Annotated in this window: 10 protein-coding genes and 2 pseudogenes; 5 read left to right on the top strand and 7 right to left on the bottom strand. The window is 73.8% G+C overall.

The features are described from left to right. From VR45_RS47365 to VR45_RS31535, 3 genes and pseudogenes are all read right to left on the bottom strand, one after another. Nucleotides 1-470, bottom strand: a pseudogene (locus tag VR45_RS47365) (hypothetical protein); the annotation flags it as partial. After that, nucleotides 398-2,647, bottom strand: coding sequence for an AAA family ATPase (locus VR45_RS31540; RefSeq protein WP_052709517.1), 2,250 nt, complete (start codon nucleotides 2,645-2,647; stop codon nucleotides 398-400). The pseudogene VR45_RS47365 and the gene VR45_RS31540, both read right to left, overlap by 73 nt. A gap of 112 nt (nucleotides 2,648-2,759) precedes the next feature. Further along, entirely contained in the window at nucleotides 2,760-3,185 is a 426-nt protein-coding gene (locus VR45_RS31535; RefSeq protein ID WP_234326351.1) for a cyclic-phosphate processing receiver domain-containing protein, read from the bottom strand. Nucleotides 3,186-3,393: 208 nt separating this feature from the next. Here VR45_RS31535 and VR45_RS31530 point away from each other — a divergent pair, with 208 nt between their 5' ends. Both VR45_RS31530 and VR45_RS31525 read left to right on the top strand, forming a co-directional pair. Beyond that, nucleotides 3,394-4,251, top strand: coding sequence for a helix-turn-helix domain-containing protein (locus VR45_RS31530; RefSeq protein ID WP_052709516.1), 858 nt, complete (start codon nucleotides 3,394-3,396; stop codon nucleotides 4,249-4,251). Nucleotides 4,252-4,411: 160 nt separating this feature from the next. Continuing rightward, nucleotides 4,412-5,989, top strand: coding sequence for an MFS transporter (locus tag VR45_RS31525; RefSeq protein ID WP_045943296.1), 1,578 nt, complete (start codon nucleotides 4,412-4,414; stop codon nucleotides 5,987-5,989). Between the two features lie 1,270 nt (nucleotides 5,990-7,259). Here VR45_RS31525 and VR45_RS49280 read toward each other — a convergent pair. Then, nucleotides 7,260-7,883, bottom strand: a pseudogene (locus VR45_RS49280) (PKD domain-containing protein); the annotation flags it as partial. Between the two features lie 1,131 nt (nucleotides 7,884-9,014). Then, a complete protein-coding gene (locus VR45_RS31515; protein ID WP_045943295.1) occupies nucleotides 9,015-9,845 on the bottom strand; it encodes a PIG-L family deacetylase in 831 nt (276 codons plus the stop codon). 476 nt (nucleotides 9,846-10,321) lie between these two features. Here VR45_RS31515 and VR45_RS31510 point away from each other — a divergent pair, with 476 nt between their 5' ends. After that, nucleotides 10,322-10,861 (top strand): SigE family RNA polymerase sigma factor, encoded by a 540-nt coding sequence (locus VR45_RS31510; protein ID WP_045943294.1) that lies wholly within the window; start codon nucleotides 10,322-10,324, stop codon nucleotides 10,859-10,861. Beyond that, nucleotides 10,858-11,562: a hypothetical protein gene (locus tag VR45_RS31505; protein WP_159394419.1), complete on the top strand. Its 705-nt coding sequence runs from the start codon at nucleotides 10,858-10,860 to the stop codon at nucleotides 11,560-11,562. Before VR45_RS31510 ends, VR45_RS31505 begins: the two co-directional genes overlap by 4 nt. A gap of 106 nt (nucleotides 11,563-11,668) precedes the next feature. Here the strand turns inward: VR45_RS31505 and VR45_RS31500 are convergent, their stop codons facing one another. Continuing rightward, the gene (locus tag VR45_RS31500; protein WP_045943292.1) at nucleotides 11,669-12,064 is read right to left on the bottom strand and encodes a transposase; all 396 of its coding nucleotides are present in this window, start codon (nucleotides 12,062-12,064) and stop codon (nucleotides 11,669-11,671) included. Nucleotides 12,065-12,196: 132 nt separating this feature from the next. After that, complete coding sequence (hemB, locus tag VR45_RS31495; protein ID WP_045943291.1) at nucleotides 12,197-13,174, bottom strand: porphobilinogen synthase; 978 nt, start codon at nucleotides 13,172-13,174, stop codon at nucleotides 12,197-12,199. Nucleotides 13,175-13,429: 255 nt separating this feature from the next. On the opposite strand from hemB, the gene VR45_RS31490 reads away from it, so the two are divergent. Further along, a partial coding sequence (locus VR45_RS31490) for a hypothetical protein (protein ID WP_045943290.1) occupies nucleotides 13,430-13,609 on the top strand: 180 nt, incomplete at its 3' end.

Raw genomic sequence — 13,609 nt, 5'->3', positions numbered from 1 at the left:
CGGTTGCTCGCCCCGGTGGCGGCCAGCCGGACCACCTCCCGCTCCTGCGGGCTGAGCAGGCTGATCGGCCCGTCCTGCCGGGCGGTCAGCACGGTCTCCCCGCCGGCCGCGCCCAGCTCCGACCTGGCCCGCTCGGCCCAGGGCCGCGCGCCGAGCGCCTCGAAGCCGTCCAGCGCGGCGCGCAACTGCTCCCGGGCGTCGAGCTGCCGGCGCAGACGGCGCAGCCACTCCCCGTACAGCAACGCGGTGCGGGCCCGGTCGAACGCGTTCCCGTCCCCGGTCCCGTCCCCGGTCCCGGTCCCGGTCCCGTTCCCGGTCCCGTTCCTGTCCGCGTTCCCGTCCCCGTGCAGGGCGAGCGCCGCGGTGAAGTGCTGCTCGGCCGTACCGTCGGGGCCGGTCAGCGCCCGGCACCGGGCGGCCAGGGCGCCGAGCGCGGGCCGGTCCAGCGCGCCGGCCCATTCGTCGAGCACACCCGCCGCCTGCGCCGCCCGCTCCGGGCGGCCCGCCCGGACCGCCGCCTCCACCAGGTCCGGCAGCAGCGGCAGGCAGAGCAGCGGATGGCCGAGCTCCTGCCGGGCCGCCGCCAGTTCGTCGAGGGCGGCCTGCGCCCGGCCCAGGCCGCCCGGCCCAGGCCCAGTTCGAGCAGACCCCGGGCCCAGAGCGCGTCCGCCGCGGCGCGGCCCACGCCGCGCGGCCGCGCGTACCCGAGGGCCTCCTCGGTCAGGGCCCGGACCTGGTCCTCCTCGCCCCGGGCGGCGGCCGGCAGCGCCAGGGCGGCGCGCAGGTGGGAGGCCCGGTGGGCGAGGTCGTAGTACTCGGCCAGCCGGAGCGCCTCGGTGCCCCGGGCCGTCGCCTCCTCGTGGTGGCCCAGCGCCAGCTCCGCGCGGACCAGCAGGTCGAGGGTGGTGGGGAGCCAGCCGCTGATGCCCTGGTCCCGGCAGTGGGCGACGGCACCGAGCGCCACCCGGCGGGCGGTCGGGTGGTCGCCCGTCAGCAGGCAGTGGATGCCGGTCAGCAGGCGCTCCATCACACCCGTGTCCGCTTCGTCCGTGGCCGCCACCAGCGGCCGCAGCGCGGTGAGCGCGCCGGGCACGTCGTCCCCGAACAGCCGGGCGGGCACGGCGAGCACGGGCAGCTCGGGGGCGCGGGACGCGACCTCCGCCATCAGCGCCGCGTCCCCGCCCGAGTAGGCCGCGTGGACGGCGTCGACGAGCAGCGAGGCCGTCGCCTCCGGGTGCGCGGCCCCGGTCGCGTCGGCGCTGTCGAGCAGGATCCGGGCGGCCGCCGCCGGGCTGCGGTAGCCGAGCTCGACCACCGCCCTGGCCCGGGCGAAGTTCGCCGCCACCTCCTGGTCCGCCAGCGGCATCGGCACCTGGTCGGCGAGGGCACCGCAGCGCTCGTCCTGACCCGCGTCGGCGGCCTTCCGGGCGGCCTGGACCAGGCGCCGGGCCCGCAGGTCCCGGTCCGCGGTCAGCTGGGCGGCGCGCTCGTACGCCGCGGAGGCGGACGCCATCGCCTGCCGGTTCCCGGCCCACTCGGCGACCCGCTCCAGCTCCTCGGCGACCGCCTCGTCCGGGCCGGTCGCCGCGGCGGCCAGGTGCCAGGCCCGCCGGTGCGGCTGGCCGGCCTCGCCCAGCGCCCCGGCGAGCGCCCGGTGGGCGGCGATCCGGCGGCCGAGCGGGGCACTCCGGTAGGTGGCGTACCGGACCAGCGGGTGCCGGAAGCGCACCAGTTCGCCGGAGAGGACCACCAGCCCGGCCCGCTCGGCGGGTTCGAGGTCCTCCACGCCCGCACCGAGCTCCCGGGCGGCCGCCAGCACTGTGCCGAGGCTCCCGGTGTCGTCGGCGGCCGCGACCAGCAGCACCAGCCGCGCGGCCTCCGGCAGCCGCCCGACCTGCTCCAGGAAGCCGTCCTGGATCCGGCCGCGCAGTGCGGCGGCCGTCTCGGGCAGCGCCAGCGGGCCCAGCCGACCGGCGCGCTGGGCGGGCGTCAGGGCGGCGGACAGCTCGCTCAGCGCCAGCGGATTGCCCCCGGCCTCCTCCAGCACGCGATCGGCGACGTACGGGGGCAGCCCGGTGAGCAGTTCGGCGGCGGCCGTCCGGTCCAGACCCTCGACGAGCAGCCCCGGCAGGCCCTTCACGGTGGCGCCCGGCGCCCCGTCGCGGACGGCGAAGAGCATCACGACACCCTCCGCGCGCAGCCGGCGCGCGGCGAAGGTCAGCATGTCCACCGACGGCTGGTCCACCCACTGCGCGTCGTCGACCAGGCAGAGCAGCGGCCCGTCGGTGGCGGCCTCCGACAGCATGGTGAGGACCGCGAGGCCGACGGTGAAACTGTCCCGCACCTCGTCGGCGGTGAGCCCGAACACGGCCCGCAGGGCGGCGGCCTGCGCCGGCGGCAGGCCGTCGACGAGGTCCAGCACGGGCAGGAACAACTGGTGGAGGCCGCCGTAGGCGAGCTCCATCTCCGACTCGATGCCCTCCACCCGCAGTACCCGGGCACCCCCGGCCTGCCCGGCGGCCCAGTCGAGCAGGGCGCTCTTGCCGATCCCCGCCTCACCGTGGAGCAGCAGCGCGCCGCTGTTCCCCCGGCGGCCGTCCGCCAGCAGTCGGCCGATCTGCTCCTGCTCCGTACTGCGCCCCCGCACGATGTGCCCCTGCTCCTGGTGTCCTGCTGTCGCGTCCGTAAGGCCCCCGCGGGGCCGGACGGCGGCGACCGGCGGTCGCCCCCGCGATCCTCTCATCAGCGCGTTTGCACCTTCACGGGCACCCGTCCGCGAGGATCCGGGCGCCCGGCAGCCGACGCCGTACCGAGCCGTGCAGCTCGTCAGGACCCGCCGGACTGTCCCTCGGCCGACGCCCGCCGGACGCGGTAGCCCCAGCGCTCGAGCGACCGGACCATGGTTGCGGCGCCACGGGGTTGGCGCTGTGGACGAGCACCTCACCGATCCGGAACGGCCGTCCGTCGAAGGCGGCCTGTTCCAGCAGGGTCACCACCGGCATGACGGTGTCGTCGCCGCCGAGATCGTGGTCGAGCCACAGCTCGTCCACGTAGCTGTCGCGGTGCTCCTCCAGGAGCCGGACACCCTCCTGGCTGGTGCGGGCGATCCGCGTCGCCCGGGGGAGCGGCCGCAGGTCGTCCACACCGAGGACGACGGGACCGGGAGCGGCGAAAATGTCTTTCATCGGACCATTGTGCGGCGGGTAGCGTGACAAGCGTTCGTTCGACAGGGGGGAGGACGTGAAGCGTGCAGGCAGCAGAACCTGCCGTACCGGCACGTCCGTAGCGCCGCGAGCGGACGACGGGTCAGGGACGGGCCGGTGACGTGCGGAAACTACACTGAACGAGGGTTCGGCCGCCGTGCGTGGTCGAGATGACGGGGGGTCAGTACGTGTGGTCGACGATGTCCGGTGCCGGGGTGCCGGCGGCGCACTGGTTCGTCCGCAGGCCGGTGACTTCGAGGCGGAGGCGGCCTTCCTGAGCCTCGGTCCGGTCGGGGTGTCGATCCACACCCGCCCCGCGCTGCGTTCGCGCCGGTCGGCGGCGCTGACCCGGCACTGCGATCCCGAGCAGTACCAGCTGGCGCTGGTCGACGGGGCGAACCCGATGTGGATCTCCCGGCGCGGCACCGACTCCGGGCCGGCCAGTGGCGAGCTGGTGCTCCGGGACACCTCGCGGCCGTTCGAGGCCGGGGCGCGGGACGAGTACGGGGGCAGTCGCCGCCTCGTCCTGCACATCCCCCGGACGGAGCTCCCGATCAACCCCGACAAGGCCGACCGGCTGCTCGCCCGGCGGATCCCCGCCCAGCGCGGGACGGGGGCGATCCTGGTCCGGTTCCTCACCTCCCTGGGCGAGCACGCCGCCGAGTGCGGGCCGGAGGAGCTGGGGCGGCTGGGCGCGATCGCCCGGGACCTCGCCGCCGTTTGCCTGGCCGAGCAGCACAACCTCGACGACCCCGACCTCGCGCCCGGCACGATCGCCGAGCGGCACCACATCTCCGTGCGCTCGTTGCACCTGCTGTTCCAGCACGAGGAGGAGAGCGTCAGCAGGCTGATCCGCCGTCGCCGCCTCGAACGCTGCCGTGCCGACCTCGCCCGGCCGGAGCTGGCCCACCACTCGGTGCGGGACCTCGCCGCGCGCTGGGGTTTCGCGAACGCGTCCGCGTTCGGCCGGGCCTTCCGCGAGGCGTACGGGCTGACACCGCGCGACCACCGCCGGCGGAGCATGCCGGGCGCGCTCACGGATCACTGACCGCACCGGTCCTGGTCCGGCAGGCGTCGCCCCGGGCCGGTCGCTAGCATGGGAGTCGCCGAACCAACGGCAGGAATCCGGGCCCGTTCGGCCACGAACGGCCCGCCCCACAGGTGGCCTGCCAGCAGCCGACGTGCGGACGCACCCCGGAGGCACAGCGATGGCCACTGCTCCCGCCGGCGGATCCTCGCGCTATCTGGTGCTGGCGGCGATGATCTTCGCCGTCGCGATGACCTTCATCGACCAGACCATCGTGTCGATCGCCGTGCCGAACATCCAGTACGAGCTGAAGCTGACCAGTACGGGCGTGCAGTGGGCGGTCAACGCCTACCTGCTCACGCTGGCGGCGTTTTTCGCCTTCGGCGGCCGACTCGCCGACACCGTCGGCCACCGCAGGATGGTGGTGCTCGGGGTGCTGGTCTTCGCGGGCGCCTCGGCCTGCTGCGGCCTCACCCCCACCGGGAGCCTGGCCGAGGCGTGGCTGATCACCTTCCGCGCCGTCCAGGGCTTCGGCGGCGCCATCATGTTCCCGGCGGCACTGGCGATCGTGGTGCAGAGCTTCGCGCTGCGCGAGCGGGGGCGGGCGCTGGCCCTGTTCTTCGGCATCGCGGGCGGTCTGACCGCGATCGGACCGGTCCTCGGCGGCTACCTGACCGAGTGGACCTGGCGTGCCATCTTCTGGGTGAACCTGCCGGTGGCCGCCGTCGCGCTGGTGCTGGTCGCGATCTCCAAGCCGGTGACGGAGATCCGCCCGGCGCCCATGGACTACCGGGGCCTGGCCCTGATCGCCGGCGGTGTCGCGTTGAGCGTCTTCGGGTTCCAGCAGTCGCAGGTCTGGGGCTGGTCCAACCCGGCGATCGGGCTCTGCATCGCGGCCGGAGTCGTGCTGCTGGTCGTCTTCGTGCTCGTCGAGAAGCGCACCGCCTCGCCGCTGATCCAGGTGGACATCTTCCGCATCCGCGCGTTCTCGGTGCAGAACCTGGTGCTCGGCATCTCGATGCTGGTCTTCGTCCCGGTGTTCTTCTTCTCCAGCGAGTACGCGCAGATCGCGCTGGGCGACTCCTCCTCGGAGGCCGGCGTCTTCCTGCTGTACTTCTTCATCGGCTTCGTGATCGCCTCGCAGATCGGCGGCCGGATGCTCGACCGTGGCGGCGCCAAACGCCCGGTGGTGATCGGGTGCGTCCTGGCCGCGGTCGGGTTCCACCTGTGGGCGGGCGACGTGACCTCGTTGAGCTTCGGCGAGCAGCAGTGGGACGTCGTGCTGGCGGGCGCGGGCATGGGCTTCATGCTCTCGCCCGCCAGCACGGACGCGGTCAACCGGGCCTCCCGGTTGTCCTACGGCGAGGCGACCGGCATCACCCAGACGGTTCGCAACTACGCCGCCGGCCTGGGGCTGGCGGTGCTGGGGACCGTCCTGGTCACCGACCTGCGGACCCGGCTGACCGACTCCCTGGTCGCCCAGGGCCTGCCGCACGACCAGGCGGAAGCCACGGCCGCCCACCTCTCCCAGGTCCAGACGCAGAGCGGCGGGAGCGGGGGCGCCGCGGCCGTCCCGCAGTTCTTCCGGGAGGACTTCGCCCACGCCACCCAGACGGTCTTCCACTGGATGGCTGCCATCATGGCCGTGGCGGCGCTGGTGGCGATCGTCGGCCTCCGCCGGGGCGTGCAGGCCGAGGTCGCCGCGGAGGACCAGGACCAGGAGCAGCCGCTGCCGAGCGGACGCGAGGGCGGAGCCTGAGCCGTGCCGCGCCGACCTGCCGGGGCCCCGGACGTTCCCGGTGGACCAGCTGTGGCGCTCTCCGGCGATGACGGCGGCGCGGGACGGTCGCCTTCCGGTTGCCGCCCCGCCGCTGATCACGCCGCGTGCCGTCAGCCCTGGGGCCAGGCGTCGGTGAAGTAGCCGAACAGGTCGGCGATGATGTCGGTGCTGCCGACATGGTTGTAGACGTCGACCTTGCCGTCGGCGCCGACCGGGGTGGTGACGTGGTTGGGCACGGTCCGGCCGGCCAGCAGGTTGAGGTTGCTGGTGCCGGGGCGCGGGGCGCCGTGGGCGTGCACGGTGAGGTAGCTGTCGTCGGTGGTGTTGGGGACGTGACGTTCAGGACGGCCGCCCGGGCGCCGGCCGGGATGCCGCCGACGACGGTGGTGCTGTCCGGGCCGGGCTTGGCGAACGGCGTGGTGCGGGTGTCGGTCAGGCGCACGGGCACGGTCGGCGTGAACTTGGCCTTGCCGTTCGGGGCGTAGTACCCGAAGACGTCGAGGATGACGTGGGTCGAACCGGCGTTGTTGTACACGTTGACGGTGCCGTCCGGACCGACCGGGACGACGACCTGGTTGGACTTGTCCTTGCCGGGCTCCGGGTTCAGGTTGGAGCTGACCGGCTTGGTCCCGCCGCCCGGGTACACCTTGAGGTGGGTGTCGACCGAGGTCTCGGTGCTGGTCAGGTTGAGCACCACGGAGGTGGCGTCGGCCGGGACGCCGCCGACGCCCGCGACCTTCACCGCGCGGGTCTCGCCCGAGCCGAGCGCGGAGCTGTCGCGGGTGTCCACCAGCCGGTTCGGCGACAGCGGGGTGAACAGGTCGCCGCCGTTGGGGCGGTAGAAGCCGACGACGTCGACGATGACCTCGGCGCGACCGGCGTTCAGCATGGTGCTGATCCGCTTGGCGTCGCCGATCGGCACGGTGACGAGGTTGGACGAGGTGCGGCCCGCGGCCACGTTGACGTTCGAGGTGGTCGGGCGGGGCTGGCCGGTCGGCCAGACGGTGAGGTGGGTGTCCTCGGTGGCCTCGGTGACGGTCACGTTCAGGACGACCGTGGAGACGTTGCCCGGCACGCCGTTCGCCCCGGGCGCGGTGCCGGTCGGCAGGGTGAACGGCACCTCGCGGCCGCCCGTGAGGTCGAGGTTCGCGTTCTCGCGGGTGTCGGCGAGCCGGTACGGCTGCGTGCGCAGGAATCCGGTCGGGGCGTACGCGGCCCGGAAGGGGTAGGCGGCGGTGCTGGTGCGGCCGGTGCTGTCGGTGACCGTCACCGTGACCGTGTAGTCGCCCGGCGAGGCGTACCCGTGGACGACCGGGTCCAGGGTGTTCCGGGTGACGGCGGGGGAGCCGTCGCCGTAGTCCACCACGACCTTGGCGACCGGCCACGGCGAGGAGGTCGTCGACGGGTCGAGCCGCACGCCCAGCGGCGGGGCGTCGGAGGTGTCGAACTGGTCCGGAACGACCTGCTGGACGGTGGCGCGGGTGGTCAGCGGACCCGGGACGGTGCTCTGCACCTGCACCGCGTAGCGGCCGGTGAACGGCTGGCCGCCGCCGGTGTCCACGGTGACGTTCGCGTAGAAGGTGCCCGCCTTGGTGTAGACGTGCTTGACGGACGGGGAGTTCGAGGCGACCGAGGGGGTGCCGTCGCCGAAGTCGTAGTGGTAGCTCATCACGGAGGTCGGCCAGTGGGCCGTCTCCGGGCCGGTGGTCGCCGTCAGCGTGATCTCGGTGCCGTAGGGGGCCCGCTGCTGGTCGGCCGCCAACTGGGCGGTGGTGATGGGCTCCTGGCGCTCGCTCGCGCCACGGTCGTGGTAGCCGAGGCCGGTGCCGAGGTTCGGGCGGGACGGGTCGTCGGCCGGGTGCGCGGCCGGCACGAAGCCCGGCGCGTTCTCGTCGGCGGAGTCGACGACCTCGCTGTTCGCGGCGTTGCCGTCCTGCCAGCGCGGCAGCACGTGGTCGTGGGTGCCGGCCCGGCCGTCCGTCGCGGCAGAGAGGGACTCGGGCGTGGAGTGCGCGGTGCCGGCCCAGAGGTACGGCGTGCCGTTGCTGAAGTTCGTCCAGTACGGCGCGACGGTGTTGGAGCCGGCCCGGGTGTCCTTCGCCGACAGCGCGGAGACCACGATCTCCGCGCCTGCGGGGTTCGGGCAGCTGAACGGCGCGGCGGGCGAGAAGTGGTTGAGCACCAGGTTGTTGAAGAGGTTGGAGCCGGCGGAGTCGCCGGCCAGCTCGATGCCGGCCGTGCAGCTGTCGGCGAGCGTGTTGTTGGTCAGGGTCGTTCCGGGGGAGTCGGTGACCTTGATCCCGAAGGCATCGGCGCGGGTCACGGTGACCCGGTTGGACCCGGTGACCTGGATCTCCCGCGCGGTCGTCGACTGCAGGACGACGTCGTGCACACCGGACAGCCGTACATCGCCGCCCACCGCGCCCTTGATGGTGATGGGCCGACCGGGCTCGCCGGACTTCGTGACCACGGCCCCGGAGCCGTTCGAGGACCGGGTCACCTGGACCGTCTGCCCCGGCAGCGCCGCCGCGGCGGCCGCGGTGACGGAGCAGAACGGCTTCGCCGCCGTTCCCGTGGCGGCGTCCGAGCAGGCCGGGTCCCCGGCGTCGACCCGCAGTACCCCGGGCGCCTCGTCGTTCGAGCTGGCCGGTCCGGCGGTGGCGGCGGAAGCCGTTGCGGCGGGAAGGCCACCGAGCACGGTGACGAGTCCTGCGGCGAGCAGGCCCTTGGCGCGAGTGGGGCGCACGATGCGGTCCTTCGGGGGTGGGGACGGGAGTCCGATCCGGCGGGCACGGACCCGGCGGGGGCGGAACGGCCTGCGTGGGTTGCAGGCGGAGTAATTATGACGAGCGCTCCGACAGCGCCCGTCACCACCCCCACTGCGACGACACACCGCAGGTCCTCGCGTCACCGCCCCGACCGGTGGCGCGGGCCGTAGCCGCCCTGCGCCACCGGGTTTCTCCGCCGCCGGGGTTCCCGCGGGTTCGCCCGCCCCCGGGACTGCTCAGCGCAGGCCGGCGAAGAGGTCGTTCTCGGGGAGCGCGGCGCCGGTGGTGTCCTGGACCCGGACGAAGGTCTCCACACCCATCAGCTCGGTGAACTTCTCCTTGCCCATCTTCAGGAAGAAGATGTTCTCGCCCTGGCTGGCGTGCGCGGCCAGCGCGTCGAACTTCTGGCCGCCGAACCCGGTGGTGTCGACCCAGGTGGTGATCTCCTCGTCCGGGAGGCCGATCTCGGGCAGCTCCGACTCCTCGGAGCCCGGCTCCTCCCAGTCGCCGCCGAGCTCGCGCATGACCTCACCGAAGCGCGCCATCATCGAGCGCGGGGCCGTCGTCCAGTACACCTTCGGCGTCGCGCCGGACAGCTCCAGCGCCCTCGACGTGATGCGGTTGGCCTGGATGTGGTCGGGGTGGCCGTAGAAGCCGTTCTCGTCGTAGGTCACGACCACGTCGGGCCGGTACGTCCGGATCAGATCGGCGAGGCGGGCGGCCGCCTCGTCCACCGGCGTCGTCCAGAACGAGCCGGGCGCGTCGTTGGCGGCCCAGCCCATCATCCCGGAGTCCCCGTAGTCGAGCATTTCGAGGTGGTCGACCTTGAGCACCTCGCAGCTGGCCCGGAGCTCCTGACGGCGCATCGCGGCGACGGCCGCCGGGTCGTGTCCTGCCTCCCCGGGCTTGACACCTCCCGGGCCGTCTCCGCAAGCGCCGTCGGTACAGGTGACGAGCACCGTGCGGATGCCCTCGGCCGCGTAGCGGGCGAGCACACCCCCCGTACCGGTGGCTTCGTCGTCGGGGTGGGCGTGCACGGCCATCAGCGTCAAGGGCCGGTCGGTCATGGGAATCGTCCTTCGGTCTGCCGAGTGTTCGGCCTCAGTGTGCGGTACGGGTCCGACAGCGGACGGTTCGCCGTGCCTCTGACCGACTGTTGGGAACGACGGAGCCGCCGCACCTATTCCGGCCTGCCGTGCTTCCCTTGAGCCGTCGACCGGTCGTGCCACCGATACTGGACCGGAGCCGGGTCCAGCCCCGACGCGCTGTCCACCGCGGGCCCACCGTCCGTCGCGCCCGCCGTCGACCGGCTGCCCGGCTGCCCGGCGGTGTCCCGGGTGATTCGGCGCCGACGTGCAACCTTTGCGGCCGCGCGGGGGTGAGTAGGGCGGAGTGGCGGTCCGGTGGGGCCGTCGCGCGGATCGCGGAGAGGAATGGGATGACCGCGAGTGCAATACCCGTACCGGTGGAGGACCGGTCCCGGCCGGTCGCGGAATCGGCTGCCGGACCACCCTCCCGAGCGGCGGCCGGGGAGGGTTCCGGTGTGCGGGAGCTCGGCTTCGAGGGGTTCGCCGCCACGCGTTGGCGGCGGCTGGTGCGTACCGCCTACCTGCTGACGGGCGACTACCACGAGGCCGAGGACGTGGTGCAGGCGACGCTGGCGAAGGTGTTCCGGAGCTGGTCCCGGATCAGCCGGCTGGACGAGCCGGACGCCTATGTGCACCGGGCGCTGGTGAACAACAACCTGAGCCGTCACCGGCGGCGCCGGGTCAGGCAGCTGCTGGTGCCCGTCCTCCCCGAGCGGGCGCACAGCGCGGGCACCGGCCACCGTGACGTCGAGGAGCGCTCGGTGCTGCTCCAGGCGCTGGCGGAACTGCCGCCGCGCCAGCGGGCCGTGGTCGTCCTGCGCTACTGGGAGGACATGAGCGAGCAGCAGGTCGCCGAGGTGCTCGGCTGCTCGGCGGGCAATGTGAAGAGCCAGGCCAGCCGGGGTCTGGCGAAACTGCGCGGCCACCCGGCGCTGGCCTCGTACGCGGTGGGGTCCGGTTCGACGATCGAGGGCACGAACGGAGGCAACAGGTGATGGACACCGAGGACATGGTGCGGGGGGCGCTGCGGGAGGAGGCCGACGGGCTCGCGGTGGGGGACTGGTCCGCCGGGACCGTGCAGGTCCACGTGCGGCGGCAGCGGCGGGGCCGCCGGGTGGCGTTGGGGGTGTCCGCCGTCGCGGCCGCGCTCGTGGTGGTGGGCGGTACGGGCGCGGTCCTGTCGGCGCGGGACGGGGTCCGGGCGGTGGCGCCGGCCTCGCAGCCCTTGTCGGCGCCGGCCGGGCCGGCGCCCGAGGCCGTGGTCGTGGAGCCGGGCCAGCAACTGCCGCTGGGCCGCGAGAACTGGTGGATGCAGCTGAAGGACCAGGAGATCTGCATCCACGACGAGCCCGCGTACAAGACCGGTCCGGGGTGCGGTGGGTACTCCTGGGCGGCGGGCTCGACCGAGATCACCATGCAGTACTACGGATCGCCCCCGCAGAACCGGGAGGGCCTGTACAACCTCGTGTACAAGGGGCCCGGGCGGGTGGCCGCGATGGCCGTCGAGGTGGACGGCCAGGCGCACTGGGCCACCGTCGCCTCGCTCCCCGGGAGCCCGGGCTTCGCCAGCGGCTTCTACTGGGGGCCCGCCCTCAAGGAGTCCGGCACCCCGAGCGAATACCCGTCCGGCGGCATCCGGTTCGCCGCGTACGACGCCGAGGGGAAGGTGCTGGCGAGCAGGACGCTGGCGCCCTGAACCGGCATCGACCGCGCCGGGTCCCGCGGATCGCTCCGCGGGGCCCGGCGCGGGTCCCGGCACGGTTCCGCGTGCGGACGGCGGATCCCTGTGGACGGCGGGGCCCTTACGGTCGACCGCGTCCGGGGCCCGGTCCGGGCCGGTCGGTGCCGGCCCGTCGCACCCGTACCGAGGCGGCGTCGACGATCGCCGACGTCCAGTCCGGCTCACCGCAAGCACCCGGCCTGTTCGGTGCGGCCCGGTGCAGCCGACACCACAGCCCCGCCCTCGTCCAGGCGGAGAAGCGCCGGTGCGCGGTGGCCGGCGAGACCCCGAAGGTCGGTGGCAGGTGCCGCCACGCGCATCCGCTGGTCAGGACGTACACCACCGCGGCGAACACGGCCCGCTCGTCCAGCGGCGCGGTGCCACCGCCCTGGCGACGCGTCGCGAACGACGGCAACAACGGCGCGACCTGGTCCCACAGGCCGTCGGGGACCAGCCGCTGCGACAGATCAGCGCCCACGGAGCCATCATGCCCGCGGTGCGCCCCGATCCCACGTATTTATTGTCATGAACGTTACGAATATTTGCCTCGTCGACGTCCCCGCCCGGCGCCCCGCCCGGCGCTCCGCCCGGCGCCCGGCTCGGTGCCGGTTCAGCGCCGGTTCAGCCACCCGGCCGCCTCCGTCGCCCAGTAGGTGAGCACGATGTCGGCGCCCGCGCGACGGATCCCGGTGAGCGACTCCAGCACCGCGCGGTCCCGGTCGATCCAGCCGTTCGCCGCCGCGGCCTCGAGCATCGCGTACTCGCCGGAGACCTGGTAGGCGGCCACCGGCACCTCCGCGATGTCCTTGACCGCCCGGAGGACGTCCAGGTACGCCGTGGCCGGCTTCACCATGATCATGTCGGCGCCCTCGGCCAGGTCCAGCCGGGCCTCCCGCAGGCCCTCCCGCGCATTGGCCGGGTCCTGCTGGTAGGTCTTGCGGTCGCCGACGAGCTGCGAGTCGACCGCCTCGCGGAACGGCCCGTAGAAGGCGGACGCGTACTTGACCGCGTAGGCGAGCACGGCCGCCTCGGCGTGGCCCGCCCGGTCCAGCGCGGCCCGGATCGCGGCCACCTGCCCGTCCATCATGCCGCTCGGCGCGACGACGTGCGCCCCGGCCTCGACCTGCGCCACGGCCATCTCGGCGTAGATCCGCAGCGTGCGGTCGTTGTCCACCCGACCGTGCTCGTCGAGCACCCCGCAGTGGCCGTGCTCGGTGAACTCGTCGATGCAGACGTCGCCGATGATCACCGTCCCGTCGCCCACCTCGGCCCGCACGTCGCGCAGCGCCGCGTTGAGCACGCCGTCCGGGTCCAGGCCGCGGGACCCGTCCGCGTCGTACTCCAGCGGGATCCCGAAGAGGATCACGCCGCCGACTCCGGCCTCCACGGCTTCGACGACCGCCTTGCGCAGGGAATCGCGGGTGTGCTGAACGACACCGGGCATCGAGCCGATCGGGACCGGCTCGGTGGCGCCCTCCTTGACGAACAGGGGCAGCACCAGGTGGCGCGGCTCCACCGTGGTCTCGGCGACCAGGCGCCGCAGGGCGGGGGTGTGCCGAAGCCGTCGCGGGCGCTGTTCCGGAAACACCGATGTCCTCCTCGGGATCGACTGTACTCCAGCCTACGACCGGGCCGGCGCCCGGTCGGAAGCCACCACCTAAGCGCGGTAACCGAGTTGGGCGCGCCGGGTGGGACGGGCGACCGGTCGCCGGGGCAGGTGCCCGGGTGCGTCCTTCGAGCACGACCGGCCAAGTTGGGAACAGCGACAGCCACTTGGGGCGATCACAAGCTCCGTGCACGTTTTCCCGCCTAGGCTCATTCCCGGACATGAGGGAGTGAATCTGTGCGAACCGAGTTAGCACCCGAGATCGAGACCACCGACAAGCGAGCCCTCCGGCACGCGCTGCTGATCGCGCTGGCGAACGGGATCGGCTATCTGCCCTTCGCCCTGACCATCCCGATCCTGCCCGGCCACGTCACCGGCCGGCTGCACGGCGGCCCGGCCGAGGTCGGCGCGGTGATC

The sequence above is a fragment of the Streptomyces sp. NRRL S-495 genome (assembly GCF_000966955.1).
GTDB lineage: Bacteria > Actinomycetota > Actinomycetes > Streptomycetales > Streptomycetaceae > Kitasatospora > Kitasatospora purpeofusca.
Note: the sequence above shows the minus strand (reverse complement) of the source record. Positions and strands in the feature narration are given on the sequence as shown.